The 24744-nt window shown below is 70.9% G+C and carries 24 protein-coding genes; 9 read left to right on the top strand and 15 right to left on the bottom strand.

Annotation, left to right across the window (positions count from 1 at the left end):
• Position 1: 1 nt before the first annotated feature.
• The 3 genes from ACWEJX_RS04670 to ssd are packed head-to-tail and all read right to left on the bottom strand — an operon-like array spanning position 2 to position 3161.
• Positions 2–850 carry a type II secretion system F family protein gene (locus ACWEJX_RS04670; protein ID WP_451606063.1) on the bottom strand — a complete coding sequence of 283 codons (849 nt, stop codon included), beginning with the start codon at positions 848–850 and terminating at the stop codon, positions 2–4.
• A complete protein-coding gene (locus tag ACWEJX_RS04665; RefSeq protein WP_451606062.1) occupies positions 847–1998 on the bottom strand; it encodes a TadA family conjugal transfer-associated ATPase in 1152 nt (383 codons plus the stop codon). Before ACWEJX_RS04665 ends, ACWEJX_RS04670 begins: the two co-directional genes overlap by 4 nt.
• Positions 1995–3161: a septum site-determining protein Ssd gene (gene ssd, locus ACWEJX_RS04660; protein ID WP_451606061.1), complete on the bottom strand. Its 1167-nt coding sequence runs from the start codon at positions 3159–3161 to the stop codon at positions 1995–1997. The genes ACWEJX_RS04665 and ssd overlap by 4 nt, the downstream gene beginning before the upstream one ends.
• A gap of 523 nt (positions 3162–3684) precedes the next feature.
• Between ssd and ACWEJX_RS04655 the strand changes: the two genes are divergently transcribed.
• Positions 3685–4542: an HAD family hydrolase gene (locus ACWEJX_RS04655; protein WP_451606060.1), complete on the top strand. Its 858-nt coding sequence runs from the start codon at positions 3685–3687 to the stop codon at positions 4540–4542.
• Positions 4543–4905: 363 nt separating this feature from the next.
• On the opposite strand, the gene ACWEJX_RS04650 is transcribed toward ACWEJX_RS04655, so the two are convergent.
• Positions 4906–5724: an oxidoreductase gene (locus tag ACWEJX_RS04650; protein ID WP_451606059.1), complete on the bottom strand. Its 819-nt coding sequence runs from the start codon at positions 5722–5724 to the stop codon at positions 4906–4908.
• Positions 5725–5826: 102 nt separating this feature from the next.
• Here ACWEJX_RS04650 and ACWEJX_RS04645 point away from each other — a divergent pair, with 102 nt between their 5' ends.
• Positions 5827–6849 carry an ATP-binding protein gene (locus tag ACWEJX_RS04645; protein WP_451606058.1) on the top strand — a complete coding sequence of 341 codons (1023 nt, stop codon included), beginning with the start codon at positions 5827–5829 and terminating at the stop codon, positions 6847–6849.
• Here the strand turns inward: ACWEJX_RS04645 and ACWEJX_RS04640 are convergent.
• Complete coding sequence (locus ACWEJX_RS04640; protein ID WP_451606057.1) at positions 6827–8143, bottom strand: hypothetical protein; 1317 nt, start codon at positions 8141–8143, stop codon at positions 6827–6829. The genes ACWEJX_RS04645 and ACWEJX_RS04640 overlap by 23 nt on opposite strands.
• Positions 8144–8374: 231 nt before the next feature.
• Between ACWEJX_RS04640 and ACWEJX_RS04635 the strand changes: the two genes are divergently transcribed.
• The 6 genes from ACWEJX_RS04635 (at position 8375) to ACWEJX_RS04610 (ending at position 16461) form a co-directional block, all read left to right on the top strand.
• Positions 8375–10798 (top strand): SulP family inorganic anion transporter, encoded by a 2424-nt coding sequence (locus ACWEJX_RS04635; protein WP_451606056.1) that lies wholly within the window; start codon positions 8375–8377, stop codon positions 10796–10798.
• 225 nt (positions 10799–11023) lie between these two features.
• Positions 11024–12979, top strand: coding sequence for an acetate--CoA ligase (gene acs, locus ACWEJX_RS04630; RefSeq protein WP_451606055.1), 1956 nt, complete (start codon positions 11024–11026; stop codon positions 12977–12979).
• A gap of 239 nt (positions 12980–13218) precedes the next feature.
• Positions 13219–14631 carry a Na+/H+ antiporter NhaA gene (gene nhaA / locus ACWEJX_RS04625; RefSeq protein WP_451606054.1) on the top strand — a complete coding sequence of 471 codons (1413 nt, stop codon included), beginning with the start codon at positions 13219–13221 and terminating at the stop codon, positions 14629–14631.
• Between the two features lie 46 nt (positions 14632–14677).
• On the top strand, positions 14678–15175 hold the full coding sequence (locus ACWEJX_RS04620) for a phage holin family protein (RefSeq protein WP_451606053.1): 498 nt from the start codon (positions 14678–14680) through the stop codon (positions 15173–15175).
• Entirely contained in the window at positions 15172–16119 is a 948-nt protein-coding gene (locus ACWEJX_RS04615; RefSeq protein WP_451606052.1) for an alpha/beta fold hydrolase, read from the top strand. The genes ACWEJX_RS04620 and ACWEJX_RS04615 overlap by 4 nt, the downstream gene beginning before the upstream one ends.
• 153 nt (positions 16120–16272) lie before the next feature.
• Complete coding sequence (locus tag ACWEJX_RS04610; protein ID WP_451606051.1) at positions 16273–16461, top strand: hypothetical protein; 189 nt, start codon at positions 16273–16275, stop codon at positions 16459–16461.
• A 45-nt stretch (positions 16462–16506) separates the two neighbouring features.
• Here ACWEJX_RS04610 and ACWEJX_RS04605 read toward each other — a convergent pair whose 3' ends face one another.
• The 4 genes from ACWEJX_RS04605 to ACWEJX_RS04590 form a co-directional block, all read right to left on the bottom strand.
• Complete coding sequence (locus ACWEJX_RS04605; protein WP_451606050.1) at positions 16507–17706, bottom strand: MarP family serine protease; 1200 nt, start codon at positions 17704–17706, stop codon at positions 16507–16509.
• A 48-nt stretch (positions 17707–17754) separates the two neighbouring features.
• Positions 17755–18426 (bottom strand): NUDIX hydrolase, encoded by a 672-nt coding sequence (locus ACWEJX_RS04600; protein ID WP_451606122.1) that lies wholly within the window; start codon positions 18424–18426, stop codon positions 17755–17757.
• A 179-nt stretch (positions 18427–18605) separates the two neighbouring features.
• A complete protein-coding gene (locus ACWEJX_RS04595) occupies positions 18606–19454 on the bottom strand; it encodes an endonuclease III domain-containing protein (RefSeq protein ID WP_451606049.1) in 849 nt (282 codons plus the stop codon).
• A gap of 308 nt (positions 19455–19762) precedes the next feature.
• A complete protein-coding gene (locus tag ACWEJX_RS04590) occupies positions 19763–20140 on the bottom strand; it encodes a hypothetical protein (protein WP_451606048.1) in 378 nt (125 codons plus the stop codon).
• A 227-nt stretch (positions 20141–20367) separates the two neighbouring features.
• Here ACWEJX_RS04590 and ACWEJX_RS04585 point away from each other — a divergent pair, with 227 nt between their 5' ends.
• On the top strand, positions 20368–20583 hold the full coding sequence (locus ACWEJX_RS04585) for a GntR family transcriptional regulator (protein WP_451606047.1): 216 nt from the start codon (positions 20368–20370) through the stop codon (positions 20581–20583).
• Positions 20584–20631: 48 nt separating this feature from the next.
• Here the strand turns inward: ACWEJX_RS04585 and ACWEJX_RS04580 are convergent, their stop codons facing one another.
• The 6 genes from ACWEJX_RS04580 to ACWEJX_RS04555 all read right to left on the bottom strand — a co-directional run bounded on the left by ACWEJX_RS04580 (position 20632) and on the right by ACWEJX_RS04555 (position 24456).
• Positions 20632–21438, bottom strand: coding sequence for an aminoglycoside phosphotransferase (locus tag ACWEJX_RS04580; protein ID WP_451606121.1), 807 nt, complete (start codon positions 21436–21438; stop codon positions 20632–20634).
• Positions 21439–21524: 86 nt separating this feature from the next.
• Positions 21525–21701, bottom strand: a complete 177-nt coding sequence (locus ACWEJX_RS04575; protein WP_451606046.1) for a hypothetical protein — start codon at positions 21699–21701, stop codon at positions 21525–21527.
• A complete protein-coding gene (locus ACWEJX_RS04570; protein ID WP_451606045.1) occupies positions 21698–22813 on the bottom strand; it encodes a radical SAM protein in 1116 nt (371 codons plus the stop codon). The genes ACWEJX_RS04575 and ACWEJX_RS04570 overlap by 4 nt, the downstream gene beginning before the upstream one ends.
• Positions 22814–23181: 368 nt before the next feature.
• Positions 23182–23478, bottom strand: coding sequence for a hypothetical protein (locus tag ACWEJX_RS04565; protein WP_451606044.1), 297 nt, complete (start codon positions 23476–23478; stop codon positions 23182–23184).
• Positions 23475–23759, bottom strand: coding sequence for a DUF7848 domain-containing protein (locus ACWEJX_RS04560; RefSeq protein WP_451606043.1), 285 nt, complete (start codon positions 23757–23759; stop codon positions 23475–23477). Before ACWEJX_RS04560 ends, ACWEJX_RS04565 begins: the two co-directional genes overlap by 4 nt.
• A 289-nt stretch (positions 23760–24048) precedes the next feature.
• Positions 24049–24456: an ATP-binding protein gene (locus ACWEJX_RS04555; protein WP_451606120.1), complete on the bottom strand. Its 408-nt coding sequence runs from the start codon at positions 24454–24456 to the stop codon at positions 24049–24051.
• Positions 24457–24744 lie beyond the last annotated feature (288 nt).

Raw genomic sequence — 24744 nt, 5'->3', positions numbered from 1 at the left:
GTCACAGCCGCTCACCGCCCCGCACGATCCGGGCCGCCCACCACAGCCCCACGGCCTCCAGGACTCCGCCGACGAGCAGGCATCCCAGGCCGGCCGGGGTGTGCAGCAGCACCCGCAGCGGACGCGCCCCGAGCGCCGCCCCGAGACCGAGTCCGGCGACCGGCAGGACCGCGAGGACGGCCACCGTGGCCCAGGCCCCGGCCAGTTGGGCCCGCAGCCGCTCCCGCTGGTCCCGGTGGGCCCGCAGCGCGGCCTCCAGGCGGTCGAGGCCGTTGGCGAGGCCCGCCCCGCCGTCCACGGCGACCTGCCAGCACGCGGCCATCCCGGCGAGCCCGTCGGCCCCGTCCCGCCGTCCGGCCCGGCGCAGCGCATCCGGCACGTCTCCGCCGAACCGGGCCGCCGCCAGGACCGCCGCCTCCTCGCCGCCGAGCGCCCCCGTCGTCCGCGCCGCGAACGCCAGCGCCTGGGCGGGCTGCCACCCCGCTCTCAGCTCCCCGGCGACCGCCCCGCACAGGTCCACCACCCGGTCCGCCCGCGCCTCCCGCTCCCGGCGCGCCCTCGCGGCCCGGAGCCTGCGCCCCGTCAGCGGCACCGCCACCGCGCCCGCGAGCAGCGGGAGCGGCGAGGCGCCGAGGAGCGCGCACACCGCCGCCACCGGCAGACACCACCACTCCCTCCGGCCGCGCACCGCATCCCGCCAGCGCCCGGCGGCCACGGGCCGGAGCAGCACTCGCGTCCCGCCTGGCAGCGCCAGGACCAGCCGGGCCCGGCGCAGCGCCCGCTCCCGCACGGCCGCCCACCACAGCACCGGCGCCGCACACAGCGCCGCCGCGACCGTCGTCATCGTCATCGCTCCCCTCCGATCAGCGACCGCAGCCGCCCCCAGCCCCGCTCGCGCTCGAACCCGCCGGCCGCCCAGCGCAGTGCGGGCAGCGTCACCACCAGTCCCTCCCGGTCCCGCTCCAGGACGTGCACCTCGGCGATCCGCCGGCGCCCCGAGCGGTCCCGCACCACGTGCAGCACCGCCGAGAGCCCGGCGCCCAACTGGCTGTGCAGGGCGGCCCGGTCGAGTCCCGCCGCCGTCCCCAGGGCCTCCAGCCGGGCCGGCACGTCGGCCGCCGTGTTGGCGTGGACCGTCCCGCAGCCGCCTTCGTGGCCGGTGTTGAGGGCGGCGAGCAGATCGACCGCCTCCGGCCCGCGGACCTCACCCACGACCAGCCGGTCCGGCCGCATCCGCAGCGCCTGCCGCACCAGGTCCCGAAGGGTCACGAGCCCCGCCCCCTCCTGGTTGGGCGGGCGTGCCTCCAGGCGCACCACATGCGGGTGGTCGGGGCGCAGTTCCGCGGAGTCCTCGGCGATGACGATCCGCTCCCGTTCGCCCACCAGGCCGAGCAGCGTGGAGAGCAGGGTCGTCTTGCCGGAGCCCGTGCCGCCGCTGACGAGGAACGAGACGCGGGCCTCGACCAGCGCCCGCAGCAGCGGCTCCCCGCCGGGTGGGACCGTGCCTGCCTCGGTCAGCTCCGCCACGGAGAAGGCCCTCGGCCGCACCACCCGCAGCGAGAGACAGGTGGAGCCGACCGCGACCGGTGGCAGTACGGCGTGCATGCGGGTGCCGTCCGGCAGCCGGGCGTCCACCCAGGGCCGGGCGTCGTCCAGGCGTCGGCCGGCCACGGCCGCGAGCCGCTGCGCCAGTCTCCGTACGGCCGCGGCGTCCGGGAAGGTCACCCCGGTCGGTTCGAGTCCGGCGCCGCGGTCCACCCAGACCCGGTCGGGTGCCGACACCAGGACGTCGGTGACCCGGGGGTCGGCGAGCAGCGGCTCCAGCGGACCGCTGCCGATGAGCTCGCATCGCAACTCCTCGGCGGCGCCGAGCACTTCCGCGTCGCCGAGCAGCCGGCCCTGGGCGCGCAGCGCCGCCGCGACGCGGGCCGGGGTCGGTTCGGCGCCGCTCTCTGCGAGCCGCTGCCGCACGGCGTCGAGCAGCCCCGCGCCGCTCATGCCGCACGCTCCGGGGCGAGCACGCGCTCCCAGAAGGCGGTACAGAAGCGGCCGAGTCCGCCGCGGGCGTCGGCACCGGGCGGCGGTCCGCCGTCCCCGGCAGCCGAGAGCCCTTCTTCCACCGGGAGTTCACCGACGAGGGGCAGCCGCAGGGCGTCGGCGATCCACCATTCGTCGAGCCCGGGCGCGTACGGCCCGCGGACGACGGTGCGCAGGTCACGGAGCACCGTGCCGACCGCTCCGGCCACCCGGTGGGCGGCGGCGACGGCCCGCAGTTCGCCCGGGACCAGCAGCAGCCCGACGTCGAGCTGGGCGAGCGCCTGGGTGACCGCGCCGTCGACATGGCGGGGCAGGTCGACCACGACGACTCCGCCGCGCCTGCGGGCGGCGGCGAGCACCGAGCGCATGGCCTCGGGCGGCACCCGCACCGGATCCCCACGGTCCCAGCTGAGGACGCGCACGCCCCGGACGGAGGGCAGCGACTCCTCCAGGGCGGCGCCTGCCACGCGCCCCTTCGAGGCGGCGAAGTCGGGCCAGCGTCGGCCCTCGACTCGTTCGCCGCCGAGCAGCACGTCGAGTCCGCCGCCGAGCGGATCGCCGTCGACGAGCAGGGTGCGCTCCCCGGCCCGCGCGGCGGCGAGCGCCAGGGCGCAGGAGAGGGTGGAGGCGCCTGCGCCACCGCGTCCGCCGACGACGCCCACGGTGAGGGCCTGCCGGCCGGTGCCTTCGGCGGCGTCGGCGATCAGGTCGACGAGCCGGTTCTCCTCGCCGGGCAGGGTCAGGACGCCTTCGGCCCCGATCTCGACGGCGCGCCTCCATACGCCGGGGTCGTCGGCTTCCCTGTGGACGAGCAGCACGCCGGGCCGGCGGGTGGCGCCCCGGCAGCGGGCCGCCGCGTCGTCGCCGACGAGGACGAGCGGTGGGTCGGTCCAGCCGGGCCGGCGCTCGGGCACGGTGTGGTGCACGTCGGGCTCGGCGCCGGCGGCGGCGCACAGCCGCAGCAGGTCGTCGAGGAGCACCAGGTCCTCGGTGACGATCAGCGGCCGGGCCTGCCGCACCCCTTCCTCACCCGCACGCGGGCCCACGCCCCCACGCGGGCCCACGCCCGCACGCAGGCCCAAGCCCGCCCCCGCGCCCGCCTCCGGGCCTGGGCCCGCGTCCATGCCCGAGCCGGTGCCCAGGCGGGCGGTGGACCCGCCTCGAACCGGCCTTCCGGAAGCCTTCGATCCGTGCACGGCGCACACTCCTCACGTGATTCCAGCGGTCCGCGAACTTCGCGGCCGGAATCACCGTGCAGCCGTCTCGGAAATCTTGTGGATCTTGCTCAAAAACTGTGGATAACCCGCCGCATGTGAATAACTTCGCCACCCAAACAGGGACTGTCCGGAGAGCAGTCCGGCGACTACGCTGTGTGACGAAATGGCATGGCGGGCGGCTGCCCGGGCGACGCCGGGGCGCGAGCTGGAAGGAGGGGCGGGCATGCCGGTTCGACGACCGAAAACGGGTCCGGACATGCGACGACCCCCGCCGGGGGGGAGAGCGGGGGTCGTCTCTCCGGCCGACTCGGGGGGGGAGGAGCCGGACCGGGTTAGCACGGTCGCGAACGATCCGTGACTTCCATGGTGTACCCGAGAGCCTTCTCAGGCAAACCCACGCGCCCCAGCGTACGCCGAATGGCGGGCACCTATGCTCGGGCTCGTGGAAAACCACTCGATGCCGCGCGCAGCCGCCTTCTTTGACCTGGACAAGACGGTCATTGCGAAGTCCTCGACGCTGACCTTCAGCAAGTCCTTCTACCGGGGCGGGCTGATCAGCCGCCGTGCCGCGCTGCGGACGGCCTACATCCAGTTCGTGTTCCTGGCCGGGGGAGCCGATCACGACCAGATGGAGCGGATGCGCGAATATCTTTCCGCGCTCTGCAAAGGCTGGAACGTCGCGCTGGTCAAGGAGCTCGTGGCCGAGACCCTGCACGATCTGATCGATCCGATCATCTACGACGAGGCGGCCTCCCTCATCGAGGACCACCACGCGGCCGGCCGCGACGTCGTGATCGTCTCGACATCCGGGGCCGAGGTCGTCGAGCCGATCGGCGAGATGCTCGGCGCCGACCGGGTGGTCGCCACCCGGATGGTGGTCGGCGACGACGGCTGCTTCACCGGCGAGGTGGAGTACTACGCGTACGGGCCGACCAAGGCCGAGGCGGTGCGGGAGCTGGCCGAGTCCGAGGGGTACGACCTCTCGCGCTGCTACGCGTACAGCGACTCCGCGACCGACCTGCCGATGCTGGAGGCGGTGGGCCACCCGTACGTGGTGAACCCCGACCGGACGCTTCGGCGCGAGGCGGTCGCCCGGGACTGGCCGGTGCTCGTCTTCGACAAGCCGGTCCGGCTGAAGCAGCGGCTGCCCGAGTTCACGATGCCGCCCCGTCCGGCGATCGTCGCCGCGGCGGCGCTGGGCGCGGCGGCCGCCACCGCCGCGCTCGTCTGGTACGCCAGCCGTCGCCGGCAGGCGGCCTCGCTGACCCGGGCCGCCCAGGCCGCTTAGACCTCTCGGCCTTGCCGATCGCTTTGCCCGGATTTGAGACGAAAGCAAAGAAGCGGAGTCAGCACTTTCGCTTCCTCCCGGACAGGAGTAGAAAGGAATCAGGCCCGCGAGACCTAGGACATCCGAGAGGATCACCTGTTGAGCAAGTCGGCCCCACGGACCTAACGCACAGAAACCTGGCACCCACGCGACGTCGACCCTTCGATTAAGGGCCAGCCGCACCAGGCGCAGGGCAAAGTTCCCCGCCTGATGGGCACATATCGAGGACGCTTGGTAACTGGGTAGACGTGCCAGCGGCGGTACCGAAGTCTGGTACCGCCGCAACCCATGTACGGGGGCTTCTCCGCCTCCCGCACAGGACTTTCAGGCCGCGCCGCGCTGCAGCGCCTCGCAGACGGCCGTCGACTCCCGGACGCCGAGCTCCACGGCACGCCCACAGTGCGCGATCCAGGCGCCCATGCCTTCCGGGGTCCCGGACAGATATCCCTCGAAGGCCGCCAGATAGGCCGCCCGCCCCAGCTCCGCATGGCCGACCTCGGCAGGGCAGATCGCCTTGGGGTCGAGGCCGCTGCCGATCAGCACGATCCGCTCCGCCGCCCGCGCGATCAGGCCGTTGTGCGAGGTGAAGGGGCGCAGGGCGAGGAGTTCGCCGTGCACGACGGCGGCGGTGACCAGGGCCGGGGCGTCGCCGCCCGCGATGATCAGCTCCGCCAGCCCGTCGAGCCGGGCCGAGACCTCCGCGGGAGTCGGCAGCGGCGCCTCGATCAGCGGCTCGTCCACCGGCTCGCCCGCCTGGCGCGGCCGGCCCGTGGAGTCGAGCGGCTCGCCCTCGGCGACCAGGTGCAGCCGGGCCAGCACCCGTACCGGCGACTGGCGCCAGATGGACAGCAGCTGCCCGCACTCGGCGGTCAGCCGCAGGGCCGCGCCGACCGTGCGGGCCTCCGGGTCGGCACTGAAGTCGGTACGCCGGCGAACCTCCTCCAGGGCCCAGTCGGCACCCGCGAGCGCGGCCGAGCCGCGCGAGCCGCGCAGCGCCGCCTCGGAGGTGATCTCGTTGCTGCGACGGCGCATCACACGGTGGCCGTAGACCCGGTCGACGGCCTTGCGTACGGAGTCCACCGAGTCGGCGACGCCCGGCAGGGAGCCGAGGGCGGCCAGGGGGTCAGAGGCGTGCGTACTCATAAGTAGGGAGGCTACGCGCCCGGCGGGCCCGCCCCACCTTTGAGTGGTGTTCTTCACGCATCTCGACCACGAACCGCAGTCATGCCACTACGCTAGGTGAACATGAAGATCGCTTTCGTGGGGAAGGGCGGCAGCGGCAAGACCACGCTGTCCTCGCTCTTCATCCGACACCTCGCCGCCGCCGGAGCCCCGGTCGTCGCGGTCGACGCCGACATCAACCAGCACCTCGGGGCGGCGCTCGGCCTCTCCGACGAGGAGGCCGCCGCGCTGCCCGCGATGGGGGCGCACCTGCCGCTCATCAAGGAGTACCTGCGGGGTGACAACCCGCGGATCGCCTCCGCCGACTCGATGATCAAGACGACGCCGCCCGGGCAGGGTTCGCGACTGCTCCGGGTCCGCGAGGACAACCCCATCTACGCGGCCTGCGCCCGGCCCGTGTGGCTCGACGGCGACGAGATCCGGCTGATGGCGACGGGCCCGTTCACCGAGTCGGACCTCGGCGTGGCCTGCTACCACTCGAAGGTCGGCGCGGTGGAGCTGTGCCTGAACCACCTGGTGGACGGCCCGGACGAGTACGTGGTCGTCGACATGACCGCGGGCTCCGACTCCTTCGCCTCCGGCATGTTCACCCGCTTCGACATGACCTTCCTGGTCGCCGAGCCGACCCGCAAGGGCGTCTCCGTCTACCGCCAGTACAAGGAGTACGCGCGGGACTTCGGGGTGGCGCTCAAGGTCGTCGGCAACAAGGTGCAGGGCGAGGACGACGTCGACTTCCTGCGCTCCGAGGTCGGCGACGACCTCCTGGTCACGGTCGGCCACTCCGACTGGGTCCGCGCCATGGAGAAGGGTCGCCCGCCCCGCTTCGACCTCCTGGAGCCCGCCAACCGCACGGCCCTGCGCACCCTCCGGAACGCGGCGGACGACTCGTACGCCCACCGTGACTGGGAGCGCTACACCCGGCAGATGGTGCACTTCCACCTCCGCAACGCGGAGAGCTGGGGCAACGCCAAGACGGGGGCCGACCTGGCGGCGCAGGTCGACCCCGGGTTCGTGCTGTCGGAAGGGCTCACCCTGTCCGAAGAGTTCGGCCTCGCCGAAGGGCTCAGTGTCGTGCAGCCGGCTTGACCGGAGCGGCGGCCGGGGCGCCGGCGGGAGCGGCCGGCTGGGGGGCCAGGAAGGACTGCCAGCCGCCCCGCGGGGCCTCGCCGACCTTCAGGGTGCGCATCTTGGCGATGACGGCGGGGTCCTGGGCGTCGAGCCAGTCGGCGAGCTGGCGGAAGGAGACGCACTTGACGTCCTTCTGCACGCAGACCGTGGCGATGGTGTTCTCGACGGCCCGCATGTACGTGCCGCCGTTCCAGGACTCGAAGTGGTTGCCGATGATCAGCGGCGCCCGGTTGCCCCGGTACGAGCGCTCGAAGGCCTGCACGAGGCCGTCGCGCATCTGGTTGCCCCAGTACTCGTGCTGCGACGGGTCACCCTGCGTCGTACCGGACTGGTTGACCAGGAAGTTGTAGTCCATCGACAGCGTCTGGAAGGCGCGGCCGGGGACCGGCACGAGCTGCATCGACAGATCCCACAGGCCGCGGTCCTTCTTGGGCCAGATCTGGTCGTTGACGCCGCTGGTGTCGTAGCGGAAGCCCATCTGGGAGGCCGCCTTGACGAAGTTCTCGCGGCCTTCCAGGCAGGGCGTGCGGGCGCCGACGAGCTCCTTGTCGTAGTCGAACGGGAGCGGCTGCTCCGCCTTCAGGCCGGCGTTGGTCTTCCAGTGCTTGACGAAGGACTTGGCCTGGTTGATCTCGCTCTTCCACTCGTCGACCGACCAGGTGCCCACGCCTCCGTCCTTGCCGCAGAAGTGGCCGTTGAAGTGGGTGCCGATCTCGTTGCCCTCCTCCCACGCGCCGCGGAGCTGCCGCACGGTGTCACGGATGCCCTCGAGGTCGTTGAAGCCGATGTCGGAGCGGCCCGGGGAGTGCTGCGGCGGGTCGTAGAGGTCGCGCTTCTCCTCCGGCAGCAGGTACACGCCGCTGAGGAAGTACGTCATCGTCGCGCCGTACTGCTTGCCCACCTTGCGGAAGTGGGAGAAGAGCTTCTGGCTGTCCTCGCCCGCGCCGTCCCAGGAGAACACCACGAACTGCGGCGGCACCTGACCGGGCTTCAGGCGCTGCCAGACCGGCTGGTGCGGCTGGGCGCCGGTGAAGGCGGTGGAACCGTCGCCGATCAACCGGACCGCGCTCTGCGGGGCCGCGGCAGCGCCCTTCTTCGCGGGGCCCGCACCCGGAGCGCCCTTCGGGGCGGAACCTCCCGAGCCGGAGCAGCCGGCCAGGCCTGCCGTCAGGGCGACGGCGAGGGCTCCGACGGCGAGCACCCTCCGCTGGGCAGTGGTCCCTCTTCCGGCGCTTCTCCCGGCGGTTGCCATGTGGCCCACCTCTCCTCGGATCCTCGGATTTCCGTACAAGCGGCGCAAACCTCGCACCCGGTCGGCCGGGGAGCCACAACGACAAGCGGCATGCCTACGTTCTGTCACCGGAACCGGTGAATCATTGCCCTGTTTGCCCCGAAAATCATGCCAGAGTCTTTACTCTCCATTACTATCCATTTACTGAGCGTTGATCGGTGTCCCCGCCACTGCCACGGAGGAGACGGGAACATGACCCTCTACCGCCCCACCCGACCGACCACCCGGCCCCGCCTCCAGCGACCCCACAGTCCGCCGGACGGCGACCGCCGCCGCTTCCGGGTCGCAGGCGCGGACCTCTCCGCGTCCGTCGCCGTCTTCCTGATCGCGCTGCCGCTCTCGCTCGGCATCGCCCTCGCCACCGGAGCCCCGCTCCAGGCCGGTCTGGTCGCCGCCGCGGTCGGCGGCATCGTGGCCGGCCGGCTCGGTGGATCGCCGCTCCAGGTCAGCGGCCCGGCCGCCGGACTGACCGTGGTCACGGCCGAGTTGATCCAGCGCTACGGCTGGCGCACCACCTGCGCCATCACGGTCCTCGCCGGACTCACTCAACTGGGCCTGGCCGCCCTGCGAGTGGCCCGGTCCGCCCTCGCCGTCTCGCCCGCCATCGTGCACGGGATGCTCGCGGGCATCGGCGTCACCATCGCCCTCGCCCAGCTCCACATCGTGCTCGGCGGCACCCCCCAGAGCTCCACCGTCGACAACGCCGCCGGCCTGCCGGACCAGCTGGCCCACGCGTCCGGCGCCGCGCTCGTCGTCAGCGCCCTCACTGTCGCGCTGCTGCTCCTCTGGCCGCGCCTGCCTGGCCGTACGGGACGGCTGCTGCGGACGGCCCCTGCCGCGCTGGTCGCGGTGGGCGCCGCCACGGCGCTCGCCGCGCTCGCGGGGCTCGGTGTGCCGCGGGTCGACCTGCCGTCGTGGAGCAGCCACGCGCTGCCCGGGCTGCCGGACGGCCCGGTCCTCGGGATCGCGGCCGGAGTGCTGACGATCACGCTGGTCACCAGCGTGCAGTCGCTGCTCTCCGCCGTCGCCGTCGACAAGCTGGCCGCCAAGCGCGCCGCCGCCACGGGGACCACCGACGCCCCCGCGGCCGCCCGCACCCGACTCGACCGCGAACTCGCGGGTCAGGGCGCGGCGAACATCGTGTCCGGTGCGCTCGGCGGGCTTCCGGTCGCCGGGGTCGCGGTGCGCAGCGTGGCGAACGTGTCGGCCGGGGCCGTGAGCCGCAACTCGGCGATACTGCACGGCGTCTGGGTCGTACTCGCCGCCCTCTTCCTCGTCCCGGTCCTCGAACTCATCCCGCTGCCCGCGCTGGCCGCCCTCGTGATGGTCGTCGGCGTGCAGATGGTCAGCATCACGCACATCAGGGCCGTCACCCGTCATCGTGAAGTCCTGGTCTACGCGGTGACGCTGGCGGGAGTGGTGTTCCTCGGGATCCTGGAGGGCGTGGGCCTCGGAGTCGCGGTGGCGGTGGCCGTCGCGATGCAGCGACTGGCCCGCACCCGGATCACCCGGGAGGAGCGGGACGGGCGGCATCTCGTCCGGATCCGCGGTCAGTTGACCTTCCTCGCCGTGCCGCGGCTGAGCCGGGCCCTTCACCAGATCCCCGCGGGCGCCGACGCCGTCGTGGAGCTGGACGGCTCGTTCATGGACCACGCGGCGTACGAGACGCTGCACGACTGGCAGACCTCACATCTGGCGCACGGCGGCACGGTGCGGACCACTGGGCCCGGCGGCGGACTGATTGTCGAGAGAGCGCCCGCCCCGGGTGGCGGTGCCACGGGCGCCGGCTCCTCTGCCGCGCACTCCTGCTGCCACCCTTGGACGCCGTGGCGCAACCACCAGTGCGGCGAGGTGCAGCCGGCCGGCGAGACCCGGAGCGGCACCGGGCACCGGCTGGCGACCGGTATCGGCGCGTTCCAGCGGGACACCGCGCCGCTGGTCAGGGACGAGCTGGCGCGGCTGGCCCGGGAGGGGCAGCGGCCTTCGCAGCTCTTCCTGACCTGCGCCGACTCCCGGCTCGTCACGAGCATGATCACGTCCAGCGGTCCGGGCGACCTGTTCACCGTGCGCAATGTGGGCAATCTGGTGCCGCTGCCCGGCGAGGAGAGCGGGGACGACTCGGTGGCGGCCGCGATCGAGTACGCGGTGGAGGTGCTGCGGGTCGAGTCGATCACGGTCTGCGGACACTCCGGCTGCGGCGCGATGCAGGCCCTGCTGGGCGGCGCCGCCGACGACCCGTCGACCCCGCTGCGGCGCTGGCTGCGGCACGGCCGGCCGAGCCTGGAGCGGATGGCGAGCCGGCGCCACGCCTGGGCCCGGATCTCCGGGCGGCTGCCGGCGGACGAGGTCGAGCAGCTGTGCCTGACCAACGTGGTGCAGCAGCTGGAGCATCTGCGGCGGCACGAGTCGGTGGCGCGGCGGCTCGCCGAGGGCACCCTGACCCTGCACGGGATGTACTTCCACGTGGGCGAGGCCCAGGCGTATCTGCTCGCCGGCACGGACGAGGTGCACAGCTATGACGACGTGTTCAACCATGTGCCACCCGCGCCGAAAACGCGGAAGGCCGCCGCACCGGAGCCGACGGTCCCCGTCCTGGAGGTGGCCCGGGCGTCATGAGCCGGCGCGGGTCCTGCCCCGCGCTCGCTGAACCTTCCGTTCCGTTCGTCCGTGCAATGGTGTGACGCCCGCTCCCTTCCGCTCGGGGAGCGGGCGTCACCTCCACGTACCCCCCTCACAGGTCTAAACCAATTACCCGGAGGCTCTTGTCACCCGGGCATCCGCCTGATGAGCTATGACGCGGGACACACAGGCACATAGGACGCCCTGGGAAAGGGAGATGTCGTGAGCAACGAATCCTTGGCCAATCTGCTCAAGGAAGAGCGCCGCTTCGCGCCGCCCGCCGAACTGGCAGCGAACGCCAACGTGACGGCGGAGGCGTACGAGCAGGCCAAGGCGGACAGGCTGGGCTTCTGGGCCGAGCAGGCCAGGCGGCTCAGCTGGGCCACCGCGCCGACCGAGACCCTCGACTGGTCGAATCCGCCGTTCGCCAAGTGGTTCGCCGACGGGGAGCTGAACGTCGCGTACAACTGCGTCGACCGGCACGTCGAGGCCGGCCACGGCGACCGGGTGGCCATCCACTTCGAGGGCGAGCCCGGCGACAGCCGCGCCATCACCTACGCCGAGCTCAAGGACGAGGTGTCCAGGGCGGCCAACGCCCTCACCGAACTCGGTGTCACCAAGGGCGACCGCGTGGCGGTCTACCTCCCGATGATCCCCGAGGCCGTCGTCTCGATGCTCGCCTGCGCGCGCATCGGCGCCGCCCACTCGGTGGTCTTCGGCGGCTTCTCGGCCGACGCCATCGCCACCCGCATCGAGGACGCCGACGCCAAGCTCGTCATCACCGCCGACGGCGGCTACCGCCGGGGCAAGCCGAGCGCGCTCAAGCCCGCCGTCGACGAGGCGCTCGACCGGGTCGACCGGGTGCGGAACGTGCTGGTCGTGCGGCGCACCGGGCAGGACGTGGCCTGGACCGAGGGCCGGGACGTGTGGTGGGACGACATCGTGGCCCGCCAGTCCGCCGAGCACACCCCCGAGGCGTTCGAGGCCGAGCACCCGCTCTTCATCCTGTACACCTCCGGCACGACCGGTAAGCCGAAGGGCATCCTGCACACCTCCGGCGGCTACCTCACCCAGGCCGCGTACACCCACCACGCCGTCTTCGACCTCAAGCCGGAGACCGACGTCTTCTGGTGCACCGCCGACATCGGCTGGGTCACCGGCCACTCGTACATCACGTACGGCCCGCTGGCCAACGGCGCAACGCAGGTCATGTACGAGGGCACGCCGGACACCCCGCACCAGGGCCGGTTCTGGGAGATCGTGCAGAAGTACGGCGTCACGATCCTCTACACGGCGCCGACCGCGATCCGTACGTTCATGAAGTGGGGCGACGACATCCCCGCCAAGTTCGACCTGTCGTCGCTGCGGATCCTGGGGTCGGTCGGCGAGCCGATCAACCCCGAGGCGTGGATCTGGTACCGCAAGAACATCGGCGCCGACAGCTGCCCGATCGTGGACACCTGGTGGCAGACCGAGACCGGCGCGATGATGATCTCGCCGCTGCCCGGCGTCACCGAGACCAAGCCCGGCTCCGCGCAGCGCCCGCTGCCCGGCATCTCCGCCACCGTCGTCGACGACGAGGCGAACGAGGTGCCGAACGGGGGCGGCGGCTACCTGGTCCTCACCGAGCCGTGGCCGGCGATGCTCCGCACCATCTGGGGCGACGACCAGCGCTTCATCGACACCTACTGGTCCCGCTTCGAGGGCAAGTACTTCGCCGGCGACGGCGCCAAGAAGGACGACGACGGCGACATCTGGCTGCTCGGCCGGGTCGACGACGTCATGCTCGTCTCGGGCCACAACATCTCCACCACCGAGGTCGAGTCCGCGCTGGTCTCCCACCCGTCCGTCGCCGAGGCCGCCGTGGTCGGCGCCGCCGACGAGACGACCGGCCAGGCGATCGTCGCCTTCGTGATCCTGCGCGGCACGGCGAGCGAGGACGACGCCCTCGTCGCCGAGCTGCGCAACCACGTGGGCGCGACCCTCGGCCCGATCGCCAAGCCGAAGCGGATCCTGCCGGTGGCGGAGCTGCCGAAGACCCGCTCGGGCAAGATCATGCGCCGGCTTCTTCGCGACGTCGCCGAGAACCGCGAGCTGGGCGACGTCACGACGCTGACGGACTCGTCGGTCATGGACCTCATCCAGAGCAAGCTGCCGGCCGCCCCGAGCGAGGACTGAGCGGCGGACTGAGCCACTGAAGCGCAGGTGGGCGCCTGTCCCGGAGCATCCGGGACAGGCGCCCTCGCGTTGTCCACAGGCGGTTGTCCACAGGGGGTGCTGGTATCCCCATACGCACCTAAAGTGAAGATCACCGGACACCACCGGAGCATCTTTAGGTAAAGTAAGGGTTTACAAGGTGCGCCGGGAAGTCTGGTCGGCAAGTGCTCTGTGCTGCCCACCGACCGGAGGTTCGCCCCGTGCCCGCGCCCACGACCGCGTCCAAGCCCGCCAACGACCGCAGGTTCCTCGGCCGCCTGTCGCTGCCCGAGCGCCGGTTCGTCGCCGACGCGCTGCGCACCGAGACCGTCGGCGGCGTGCTGCTCCTGGTCGCTGCCATCGCCGCGCTCGTCTGGGCCAACTCCCCGCTCAAGGACGCCTACGCGGCGATACGGGACTTCCACATCGGCCCGGCCGCCCTCGGGCTCGACCTGTCGGTCCAGCACTGGGCCGCGGACGGGCTGCTCGCCATCTTCTTCTTCGTGGCCGGCATCGAGCTCAAGCGCGAACTGGTCGCGGGCGAGCTGCGCGATCCCAAGGCCGCCGCGCTGCCCGTCATCGCCGCGATATGCGGCATGGCCGTACCCGCCCTGGTCTACACGGTGGTCAACGTGGCAGGCGGCGGCGACCTCGGGGGCTGGGCGGTGCCCACGGCCACGGACATCGCCTTCGCGCTCGCCGTCCTCGCCGTGATCGGCACCTCGCTGCCCTCGGCGCTGCGGGCCTTCCTGCTCACGCTGGCCGTGGTCGACGACCTGTTCGCCATCCTGATCATCGCGGTCTTCTTCACCGGCGAACTGAACTTCGCGGCCCTCGGCGGCGCCGTCGTCGGCCTGGCCGTCTTCTGGCTGCTGCTGCGCAAGGGCGTCCGCGGCTGGTACGTGTACGTGCCGCTGGCCCTGATCATCTGGGGCCTGATGTACAACAGCGGCGTCCACGCCACCATCGCCGGTGTCGCCATGGGCCTGATGCTGCGCTGCACCACCCGGGAGGGCGAGGAGCACTCCCCCGGCGAGCACATCGAGCACCTGGTGCGGCCGGTCTCCGCCGGTCTGGCCGTGCCGCTGTTCGCGCTGTTCTCGGCTGGGGTGACGATCTCCGGCAAGGCCGTCGGTGACGTCTTCACCCAGCCCGTGACGCTCGGCGTCGTACTCGGGCTCGTGGTCGGCAAGGCGGTCGGCATCTTCGGCGGCACCTGGCTCGCCGCCCGCTTCACCCGGGCCTCGCTCAACCCCGACCTGGCCTGGCCTGACGTCTTCGCCGTCGCCTCGCTCGCCGGCATCGGCTTCACCGTCTCGCTCCTCATCGGCGAGCTGGCCTTCGCGGGCGACCCCGTCGTCACCGACGAGGTCAAGGCGGCCGTCCTCATCGGCTCGCTGATAGCCGCCACGCTCGCCTCGGTGCTGCTGAAGCTGCGGGTGCGCAAGTACCAGGCGCTGTGCGCCGAGGAGGAGCGTGACGAGGACCACGACGGCATCCCCGACGTGTACGAGGAGGACAACCCGGAGTACCACCTGAGGATGGCCGAGATCTACGAGCGGAAGGCCGCCGAACATCGTGAGCGCGCCCAACTGGCGGGGGCATCGCGCGATGAGGCCGACCGTCCGGCATGATCTGAGAGCCACTATCCGGCCCGTAAGGGGAGAAGAGGGAGCAGCCATGAGCGACCCGTTCGACGGAACCGAGCGCAGCCTCGGCCAGCTGGTCGCCTCGGCGACCGCCGAGATGTCCGCACTGGTGCACGACGAGATCGCCCTGGCCAAGGCCGAGATCCGCCAGGACGTCAAGCGCGGTGGGATCGGCGCGATCCTCGGCATCGGCGCACTGGTGGTGCTGCTGTTCTCGCTGCCGATGCTGAGCTTCGCGCTCGCCTACGCCATCAACACCTGGACCGGCGGGCACAACGGCAACGGCGGCTGGAACCTGCTCTGGTGCTTCCTGCTCTCCTTCGCCGCGAACGTGCTGTTCGCCGGGCTGCTCGGGGCCGTCGCGGTCGCCAAGTTCAAGAAGGTGAAGCCGCCGAAGAAGTCCATCGCCTCGGCCAAGGAGACCGCGGCGATCATGCAGAACGTCAAGCCGCATCCGCGCTCCGAGCCGGCCGGCGCGGACCTGGTCGCCCTGGACAAGGGCGAGTCTGTGGCACGCTCGTCCGCATGACCGTCCCTGAGAGCAGCAGCGCCAACGGCGGAAGCCCGGTCCGCATCGACGGACCGTGGACGCACCGCGACGTGGCGGCCAACGGTGCCCGTTTCCACATCGCCGAGATGGGCGACGGCCCGCTCGTGCTGCTGCTCCACGGCTTCCCGCAGTTCTGGTGGACCTGGCGGCACCAGCTGCCGGCCCTCGCGGAGGCCGGGTTCCGGGCCGTGGCGATGGACCTGCGGGGCGTGGGCGGCAGCGACCGCACGCCCCGGGGCTACGACCCGGCCAACCTGGCCCTCGACATCACCGGCGTGGTCCGCTCGCTGGGCGAGCCGGACGCGGCGCTCGTCGGCCACGACCTGGGCGGCTATCTCGCCTGGACGGCCGCCGTCATGCGGCCCAAGCTGGTGCGCCGGCTGGTGGTCTCCTCGATGCCGCACCCGCGCCGCTGGCGCTCGGCGATGCTCTCCGACTTCTCCCAGTCGCGCGCCGGCTCGCATGTGTGGGGCTTCCAGCGACCGTGGCTGCCGGAGCGTCAGCTCGTCGCCGACGACGCGGCGCTCGTGGGGAAGCTCATCGAGGAGTGGTCGGGCCCGCATCCCCGGTCGGCCGCCGACGAGGAGGCCCTGGCGGTCTACCGGCGGGCCATGTGCATCCCGTCGACCGCGCACTGCTCGATCGAGCCGTACCGCTGGATGGTGCGCTCCCTCGCGCGGCCCGACGGCATCCAGTTCAACCGGCGCATGAAGCGGCCGGTGCGGGTGCCCACGCTGCATCTGCACGGATCGCTCGACCCGGTGATGCGCACCCGCAGCGCGGCGGGCTCCGGGGAGTACGTGGAGGCCCCGTACCGCTGGCGGCTCTTCGACGGGCTGGGGCACTTCCCGCACGAGGAGGACCCGGCCGCGTTCACCACGGAGCTCGTCAACTGGCTGAAGGACCCCGAGCCGGACCGCTGACGGGCTGTCGACGGGCCGCTGACGGTCCGTCGACGGCCGGCCGCCCGGTGATGGCGCACAGGCGTCTGCCGAACTGCCATGTGCCTCGCGCATACGCCAATTGGCGGGCCCCGGGGCGGTTACCGACCTTGGGCCCCGGGCAGACGTCCCGGTATGGGCTGGACGCACGACTACGGTGACACAGCACGCGACCGACGCTCGATGGGCGGCTCCGGCGCCCCTGAGCGGGGCGGCACGCAGGACCAGGGCCACGCGCACACCGCGCCGGCCGTGGGGATCTCGCGCATCCTGCGCCGCCGGGCCCGATGGGTCTCGGCCCGGCTGCGCCACACCCGTACGTAGCGGGAAGCCCCGTACGTCACACCACACACCACCGCCCGCGGCGCGTTACAGCGCGCAGCCCTGGCTGTCGACCTGCTGGTTGGCAGCGCGGCCCTGGGCGATGTCCTGCCGGATCTCGTCGACCGTGAGCGCGTATCCGGTGTTGGCGTCGTCGAGGGAGCGGGCGAAGATCACGCCGGACACCTTGCCGTCCTCGGTGAGGAGCGGTCCGCCGGAGTTGCCCTGACGGACCGTCGCATACAGCGAGTACACGTCCCTGCGCACCTCGCCGCGGTGGTAGATGTCGGGTCCGTTGGCGGTGATCCGGCCGCGGACGCGGGCGGAGCGCACGTCGTACGCGCCGTTCTCCGGGAAGCCGGCCACGATGGCGTTGTCGCCGCTGCGCGCGTCCTGGTCGGTGAACTGGAGCGGCCGGGCGTCCAGGTCGGGCACGTCGAGGACGGCGATGTCGCGCTTCCAGTCGTAGAGCACGACCTTGGCGTCGTAGAGCTTGCCCTCGCCGCCGATCTGCACGGTCGGCTCATCGACGCCGCCGACGACATGGGCGTTGGTCATCACCCGGCGGTCGGCGAAGACGAAGCCGGAGCCTTCGAGCACCTTGCCGCAACTGGGCGCGGTGCCGACGACCTTGACGACGGAGCGCTTGGCACGGTCGGCGACGGGGCTGTGGGCGAGCGCCGGATCCGGCGGCCTGACCTCGGTGATGGGCTCGTTGGCGAAGGGGCTGAAGACCTGCGGGAAGCCGTTCTGGGCGAGCGCCGAGGTGAAGTCGGAGAACCAGCCGGGCGCCTGATCCGGCATCACCCGGGACACCCCGAGCAGCACCTTGGAGTTGCGGACCTGCTTGCCGATGGTCGGCATGACAGTGCCGGCGAGCGCGGAGCCGATCAGCCAGGCCACGAGGAGCATCGCGACGACGTTCACGAGCGCGCCGCCGGTCGCGTCCAGGGCGCGCGCCGGCGTCCACGTGATGTGCCGGCGCAGTCTGCTTCCCAGGTGGGTGGTGAAGGCCTGGCCGACGGAGGCGCAGACGATGACCACCATCACGAAGACCCCGGTGGCCACGGTGGAGACCTCGCTGTGGTCGGTCAGCTGGTTCCAGATGATTGGCAGCAGCAGAACGGCGACGAGACCGCCGCCGAGGAAGCCGATCACCGAGAGGATGCCGACGACGAAGCCCTGGCGGTAGCCGATGATCGCGAACCACACGGCGAGGAGCAGCAACAGGATGTCCAGCACGTTCACCGTCAAGAGCCTCGCAGATTCGTCTTCGGTCGCCCGGGGGCCAGCCTGTCATGCCCTCCAGTCGAGCGGGACCTTCCTGGAGCGGTCCCAAGGCTGCTCCCAGCCCGCGTAGTGCAGCAGCCGGTCGATCACTCCGGCGGTGAAACCCCAGACCAGAGCCGATGCGACGAGGAATGCGGGCCCTTCGTGGCCGAGCGGGTGAACGGCCATGGCGCGGTTCGCGGGGTCCGTGAGATCCGCCACGGGGACGGTGAAGACCCGGGCGGTCTCGGCGGGGTCGACGACCCCGACGGGGCTGGGGTGGCGCCACCAGCCGAGCACGGGGGTGACGACGAAGCTGCTGACCGGGATGTAGAGCTGCGGCAGCACGCCGAAGAGCTGGACGCCGGCCGGGTCGAGCCCGGTCTCCTCCCGGGCCTCGCGCAGCGCGGCCCGGAGCAGGCCGCCGTCGGCCGGATCGCCGTCCTCGGGGTCCAGCGCGCCGCCGGGGAAGGACGGCTGGCCGGCGTGCGAGCGGAGGCTGCCGGAGCGCTCCATCAGGAGCAGCTCGGGGCCGCGGGCGCCCTCGCCGAAGAGGACGAGCACGGCGGACTGCCGCCCCGCCCCGTCCTCGGGCGGCAGGAAGCGGCTCAGCTGCTCGGGCTCGACCGTGCGGGCCGCCCGGTCGACCGGCTCCAGCCAGTCGGGCAGCCCGGCACGGTTGAGCAGGCCCCCGGTCATACCGCCGGCCACACCGCCGATCTCCTTGCCGCGGAGCTGTTCGCCCTGGAGCTCTCCGCCGCGGAGCTTGTCGCCGTGGATCTCTTCGTCGCGGATCTCTTCGCCGTGGATCTCTTCACCAGTGCGCGTCATAGGCACCCCCGTGTTTCACAACGCGGTCGGAGTCGTCGTTCGTTCCCTCATGCGCTCGGGCTCGCGCCCAGCGGGGGCGCCGGCTGCCCCGGGTAGTCCGGGGGCGGGTTGAGCCGCTGGCCCGGGAAGCCGCCCTTCTCGTACTTCAGGAGCTTCTTCGCCTTCTCCGGATCCGTCTCGCCCTCCCCGTACGAAGGGCAGAGGTGGGCGATCGGGCATGCGCCGCACGCGGGCTTGCGCGCGTGGCAGATGCGGCGGCCGTGGAAGATCACCCGGTGCGAGAGCATCGTCCACTCGCTCTTCGGGAAGATCGCGGCGACCTCGGCCTCGATCTTCACCGGGTCGTCGGACTCGGTCCACTTCCAGCGGCGCGCGAGGCGCATGAAGTGGGTGTCGACGGTGATGCCGGGCACGCCGAACGGGGTACACACTTTAGTGCCATGGGCCTGATCTGCGGTAACGCTTGCCTCACATGCGCACGCATTGCCAAGGACAACGAAGGCGGTCTTCCTGCCGACCCCCGGCAGCTTGACCATCTCCTCAAGCGTCCCGGGCACCCGTCCGTCATGGTCGTGCACGATGGCGGCAGCCATCTTCGTGATGCTTCGGGTCTTCGCCCGGAAGAAGCCCGTGGGCTTGATCAGCTCTTCAACGTCCACGGGGTCCGCCCCGGCGAGATCCGCGGGCTTCGGGTACTTCGCGAACAGGCGTGGCGTCGTCTGGTTCACGCGAAGGTCTGTGGTCTGGGCGGAGAGCACCGTTGCAACCAGAAGTTCCCAGGCGTTCCGGAAGTCCAGCTCACAATGCGCGTAGGGGTAGGTCTCCCCAAGGATGCGGTTGATCTTGAACGCCCGACGCTTGAGCGCTAGCGGGGTTTCTGGCCGTTGGCTCACCATGGCGCCCAGCCTACGGTTCAGCGATGACAGAGACCGCGAAAAGCCCCGCCCGGCCACCTGAGAGGGGTGGCTACCGGACGGGGCAGGCTCGAGGGGCTTTGCTGGGGGCTAGAAGCGCGTCTCCAGCTCCCCGGCGATCGGCCCGGGGGTCAGAGCCGCCGCGTGCTCAGGGCAGGCGTACAGGGTTGTTCCGGGGCCGCTCGTGCTCGGGATGTCCCGGACGGGCACGGGGGCCTTCGTGTTCGTCTTACAGACCACGCACAGGGCGACGTGTCCGAAGCTGGGCCGGAGGGTCAGCCCGTCGCGGGTCACGCGGTCACCGCCACGGCGAAGGCGGAGGCCGGGAAGGGGGCTCCGGGATACGTGTACGGGTATTCGTCCTCCGGGGCCCCCTCCGCCAGACGAAGGGCAATACGGCGACGCAGTTGGATCAACTCCACGGCGCGGAGTTCAAGGGTGTCCTCCGCTTGCTGGCGGAACAGTGCTGCCGCCTCTTCCTTGCTCGGGCTCCGCCACGGGCGAGACCACGGGTTGACGGGCTCCGGCTCCGGCCCCGGCCCCGGCCCCGGCTCCGGCTCCGGCTCCGGCTCCGGCTCCGGGGTGTAGACGGGTGCGGCGTGGCGTCCATGGGCGGGCAGCAGTAGCCGCAGCGTCCACATCAGGGCACGGGCGATAGCATCGCGCATAGGTCAGTCAGCTCCTGTTAGCTGTCTCGACTTAGCCCCGGAAGACCGCGTAGGACCGGTCCGCCGGGGCGTTTCTTGTGTTCGGGGCATCACGCTAAGCCAACTCGTCTAACACGTCTACCTGTCTAACTCGTCTGCCTGTCTACGTCGCCCAAGATTGACCCGTTGTCTACGCTTCCCCCATGCCTGAGCGCCCCACGGACCCGCACGCCCCGCACGCTCCCTACATGCGGGTGCTGGACGCTCTCCTTGACGAGATCAAGGGCAAGAAGCCCGGTGACCCGATTTCGTCCGAAGCGGAGCTTTGCGCGCGGCACAAGGTTGCCCGCGAGACCGCCCGAAGGGCTGTGCGCGTCGTTCGCGAGCGTGGGCTAGTCGAAACCGTGTGGGGCAAGGGGTCCTTCGTGGCGGACCGGCAGCCGAGGTCCACCACAACGGAGTGACCCCCTAGGAGCCGCCCCCGTGTTTGGGTGACTCCACGGGCTTGAAGCTCAGGCCGTTCGGCGGTACGTCGCCCAGCTCTTCGAAGCGGTGACCAGCCGGGCGGTCCACGGGTCGGGAGCGTCGCCACCGATCTCTTCCCAGACGTTGGCGTTGGCCACGGCGAAGGCGGTCACACCAGCGGGCGGGGCGCTGTGCCACGCGGGGATCTTGCTGGCCCAGCTTTCGGCGGATTGCGGGGAGTGGCCTCCGGCCGCCATGAGCCAGATCACCCAGTACCCGGCGTCCAGCCACGCGGCCCCGCGGGTCGCCCACGCCCAGTCCACGAGCCGGGCCACGTCGTCCACGAGCACGTTGGCGTTGTTCAGGTCCGTGTGAAGCAGGAAGTCCCCGGCGAAGAAGTCGAGATCCCCCGGCTTCGCGGCGTAGTGCTCAAGGCGCTGCTCCGCCCGTCGAAGGTCGATGTCGGGACACGGGACTTCGCCCAGGCGGGCAAGAAGGGTGGCCACCTTCGGTACGTCGGGCGACTCAGGCGCGTAGTCGGCATGGTGCCCTTCAAGCGCTTCGAACCCCAGGAGGTCCCACTCCGCCGACTCGATGCGCCACCGAAGGGCCGGGGCGATTCCGCGAAGGAACGGGTTCACCTCCGCTTCCCGGCGCTGGGTCCAGACGCGCGGGTGATCCGCCCGGAGACCCTTCACGTACACGCTGCCGTGTTCCGTGAACACGCGTGCGGCGATTTCGCTGTTGAAGCCCTCCTTGGCCGGCTCCACCTTCAAGAGGGGGCCCGCGTGCGCTTCGATCTCCGCGAGCACTGCCGCCGGAAGATCTTCAAGGGCGATACGAGTTATAGCCACGAGTCCACACTTCCACACCACGAGCCGCGTGGGCCCCACGACAGGGAACACCGTGAGACCCACGCGGGTGACGTTGCCCGGGTTGGTTACCGGTAGGGGTTGTCGTCGTTGCAGCCGGGGACGGACTCGCGGGTCAGCGCGTCCACGTCCGCGATGACGAACCCGGCCGGCTCGTCCACCGGCGCCGGTACGGCAGCGGCCACGAGGGGCGACAGGGTGGCGATTCGGGCCCGCGGGGTGATCTCTACGGCTACGGCGGTCATGCCGTGACCTCCTTCATTCCGTGTTGGCAGTAGCTTGCGAGTGGTGCCTTCGCTTCCTGGTGGGCCTTCGCGAGCGGCCGGCAGACCCGACAGGTCTTCGACAGCTTGCAGCCGGAACATCCACCGGTGCGAAGCATTTGGGCGTCCGCGATTCCGGGCAGACGCAAGAGCCCATCAAGACCTTCGACCATCAGGTTGATGGGGTTGTCCCGACCGACCTTGCACATGGTTGCAAGGCCGTGCGGGTCCACGTGAAAGAACGTGTGTCCGGCGGGGCACCCGGCGAATATCTCCGACCGGTCAACCCAGCCGTCCGCCTGTTGGGCCAAGGGGTCTCCGCCGCCATCGTAGGTGGGTGAAATGGTGCCGCAGACCGTGACGGTTTCGGCGTATTCACTCGCGAGCGAGCGCATGGCCTCCGCCTCATGGGCATTATCTTTGGTGACGAGCACGGTGATTTCGAGAGGGATTCCCGCGGCCTTCGCCCCTTCGAGACCTTTCATGAACCCCTTGAACGCGCCCCGAGTGCGGGTCAGCGCTTCGAAGGCGTCTTCCGTGGCGCCGTACATGGACACCGTGACCTTGTTCGGCGGGCACTCCCGGAGAAGATCTATGTGGGAGTGGAGACGCGTGCCGTTGGTCAGGATGTCCAGCATCATCCCCGCTTCGTAGGCCATGCGGTAGAAGGCCGGGAAGTCCTGGTCAACCGTCGGCTCCCCGCCGGTGATCTGGAGCCAGACGACACCCGCGTCCCGCAGCATCGCGAGGAGCGCGCCCTTGCCCTCAAGGTCGAGACCGGAAAGAGGGCGCATCGGCAGGTAGCACATCTTGCAATTCAGGTTGCAGAACTTGTTGATCTCGTACGTGGCGCGGCTGTAGTTCAGGGCCGTCTTCGGCCGAACGATTACCGCTTCACGGCTGGGCACGCCGGTGATGTCGAGATTCCACGCCTGCCGGCAAGCCGTGACGAACCACTCCGGTGCCGGACGGTCGTCCCTAACGGCGTCCGCCAACTCCGCGTAGAAGGCGCGAGAAAGGTGCACAGCCCGTTGGCTTCCCGGCCGATATAAGGCGAACTTTTCATCCTGCGGAGTTGCAATTACCTGATGCAATGTATCTCCTCGGGGAAGGCGATGGAGCCCACCCCTGCCGGAATGTCGAATAGAAGGGGGGAGCCTCTAATTCGGCTACGTCGGCAGGGACGGAACCTATTGGGTTTCCTGCGTGCGGCCCGGGTCATGAAGGATGAAGACGCGCTTCTTGCGCCACGCCACAATCACGGCTCCGCCTCCGTGGTCGGGGGGTACCGCCCGGATACGGGCTACGTGGTGGCGATCACCAGCGTGCGGAGGCTGAAGACAGATGGCCACAGGTGCCACCCAGCCCGTGAACGGGCTCGTGCCGGGGATGCACCGCCGTGCCTGTTGGACGTGTTCCGGTTTCAACCACGCCATCGACCCGCACAAGCGCTCCGCTGCCTTCATCGCTCCATCACCGCCGTAGCAGCAACGAAGAAGCCCAAAGCTGCGGAGATCATGAACACCATGAGCGGACCCGTGAAGCGAGCAACGAAGTCGTACGAGCGCCGTAAGCGCCCCCTGGGCCGGCGCGTCTGCCGGTCCACTTCGGCGGCAGCGACCATGACCAGTCCCGGGGCGGCAGCCTCTACCGCGCGCGCCCAGTCTTCGGCTTCGCCCTCCGCGAGCATCTGAGTCCAGCCCGCTTCTAACTCCCGGCGCTCCGCTCCGGTGAAGCGGAAGACCTCTTCGGGCTTCATGCCCTCACCCGCTCCGCCTTCGCGGGCTCGAGCCCGGCCGGAAGCTCCCGCGTGGCAGGCACGAGTTCCGCGAAGTCCACGAAGGACCGGCGGAAGTTCCGGTGCCCGGTCTCCTTCATGTGCTCGCGCATCCAGTCGTCCACGGCCTCCGGGCCGTCCCAGGTACCGGACTGGGCACCGCACGCTTCTTCGTCGCCGGCCACGCACTCCGCGCTGTACTCCGGCTCACTCCCGGGGTCCTGCTGGGTGACGTACGGAACGAAGCGAAAGACACGGCTCACTCGCTTCCCCCCTCAAGCTCAGGGTCCGGGGCGAAGATCTTGCACAGAAGCTCCGCTTCACCCTCCGGGCTCCGCAGCGATGCCAGGGCTGCACGCCCCTTGAGTTCAAGGCCAAGCCGAAGCAACGCTCTTTCGGTGTAACCCGGCTCCGCGCACTTCGCGGTGGCCCAGGCGTGCGCCCGGCGCCTTCGGGGTGACAGCATCCGGACCGGCCGGGAGAACTGACCGTGGAGGCACCACCACATTTCGAGGGACACGCACGCCCAGTACAGACGAGCCCACAGCCGGCTCACGCGTGATCACCGCTCTTCGGGATCTCAGCCCAGACCACTTTGCCGGGGCTTCGCTCCGAGACGCCCCAGGCGGTGGCCAGGGCTCCCACAAGGCACATGCCGAATCCACCCTCTTCGTCACCGGCTGCCCGAACGCTGGGCTTCGTCTCCCCCCGCGCGTCGGCTACTTCAACGCGGAAGGCGTGCTCCAGCTCCGTAACCCGAAGCTCAAAGTCCCGGCCCGGCAACCGCCCGTGCCGCACAGCGTTGGACACGAGTTCCGCGGCAACGAGCGTCACCCGGTCGGAGACGGTCCCCTTGTAAGGGAAGCCCCAGCCGTCCAGTTCGAGCACAAGCAAGTGACGAGCCAACCGCGCGCCCCGCTCCGTGGAGCTGAAGCGCTGTTCCCATGTGGTCGCGGTCATGCTCACGGGGCCACCCAACCGGTGAGGTCCGGCTCCGCCATGAAGACCGTGGGCCGGTCCTCCCCTTCCGGGAGGAGACGCCAGCACTGACGAGAGCTGACCAACTCAACCAGCGGGCCAATCTCCGGCGCTGCCGGTTCTTCCGACTGCGCTACTCCGCTCGTGCACACCGTGCCCAGCTCCGTTCGCGTCGTGATCTCGCTTGCCCACTACGGAACCGCGTGACAGGGCGTGGCGGTACCGTTGCAGCGAGCCCACGTTTTTAAGGCGTTTAAGGCGCCTACCACT

The organism is Streptomyces sp. NPDC004788, from assembly GCF_053601115.1.
Note: the sequence above shows the minus strand (reverse complement) of the source record. Positions and strands in the feature narration are given on the sequence as shown.

Excerpts from the sequence above, each read along its gene's own strand:
- ACWEJX_RS04610 (WP_451606051.1), top strand. The coding sequence starts at position 16,273 with ATGGGCTGGACGCACGACTACGGTGACACAGCACGCGACCGACGCTCG.
- ACWEJX_RS04645 (WP_451606058.1), top strand. The coding sequence starts at position 5,827 with ATGAAGATCGCTTTCGTGGGGAAGGGCGGCAGCGGCAAGACCACGCTG.
- ACWEJX_RS04555 (WP_451606120.1), bottom strand. The coding sequence starts at position 24,456 with ATGACCGCGACCACATGGGAACAGCGCTTCAGCTCCACGGAGCGGGGC.
- ACWEJX_RS04575 (WP_451606046.1), bottom strand. The coding sequence starts at position 21,701 with ATGACCGCCGTAGCCGTAGAGATCACCCCGCGGGCCCGAATCGCCACC.
- ACWEJX_RS04565 (WP_451606044.1), bottom strand. The coding sequence starts at position 23,478 with ATGAAGCCCGAAGAGGTCTTCCGCTTCACCGGAGCGGAGCGCCGGGAG.
- ACWEJX_RS04635 (WP_451606056.1), top strand. The coding sequence starts at position 8,375 with ATGACCCTCTACCGCCCCACCCGACCGACCACCCGGCCCCGCCTCCAG.
- ACWEJX_RS04665 (WP_451606062.1), bottom strand. The coding sequence starts at position 1,998 with ATGAGCGGCGCGGGGCTGCTCGACGCCGTGCGGCAGCGGCTCGCAGAG.
- ACWEJX_RS04650 (WP_451606059.1), bottom strand. The coding sequence starts at position 5,724 with ATGAGTACGCACGCCTCTGACCCCCTGGCCGCCCTCGGCTCCCTGCCG.
- ACWEJX_RS04670 (WP_451606063.1), bottom strand. The coding sequence starts at position 850 with ATGACGATGACGACGGTCGCGGCGGCGCTGTGTGCGGCGCCGGTGCTG.
- ACWEJX_RS04585 (WP_451606047.1), top strand. The coding sequence starts at position 20,368 with ATGCGGGTGCTGGACGCTCTCCTTGACGAGATCAAGGGCAAGAAGCCC.
- ACWEJX_RS04600 (WP_451606122.1), bottom strand. The coding sequence starts at position 18,426 with ATGACCGGGGGCCTGCTCAACCGTGCCGGGCTGCCCGACTGGCTGGAG.
- ACWEJX_RS04590 (WP_451606048.1), bottom strand. The coding sequence starts at position 20,140 with ATGCGCGATGCTATCGCCCGTGCCCTGATGTGGACGCTGCGGCTACTG.
- ssd (WP_451606061.1), bottom strand. The coding sequence starts at position 3,161 with ATGGACGCGGGCCCAGGCCCGGAGGCGGGCGCGGGGGCGGGCTTGGGC.
- ACWEJX_RS04640 (WP_451606057.1), bottom strand. The coding sequence starts at position 8,143 with ATGGCAACCGCCGGGAGAAGCGCCGGAAGAGGGACCACTGCCCAGCGG.
- ACWEJX_RS04620 (WP_451606053.1), top strand. The coding sequence starts at position 14,678 with ATGAGCGACCCGTTCGACGGAACCGAGCGCAGCCTCGGCCAGCTGGTC.
- ACWEJX_RS04615 (WP_451606052.1), top strand. The coding sequence starts at position 15,172 with ATGACCGTCCCTGAGAGCAGCAGCGCCAACGGCGGAAGCCCGGTCCGC.
- ACWEJX_RS04655 (WP_451606060.1), top strand. The coding sequence starts at position 3,685 with ATGCTCGGGCTCGTGGAAAACCACTCGATGCCGCGCGCAGCCGCCTTC.
- ACWEJX_RS04595 (WP_451606049.1), bottom strand. The coding sequence starts at position 19,454 with ATGGTGAGCCAACGGCCAGAAACCCCGCTAGCGCTCAAGCGTCGGGCG.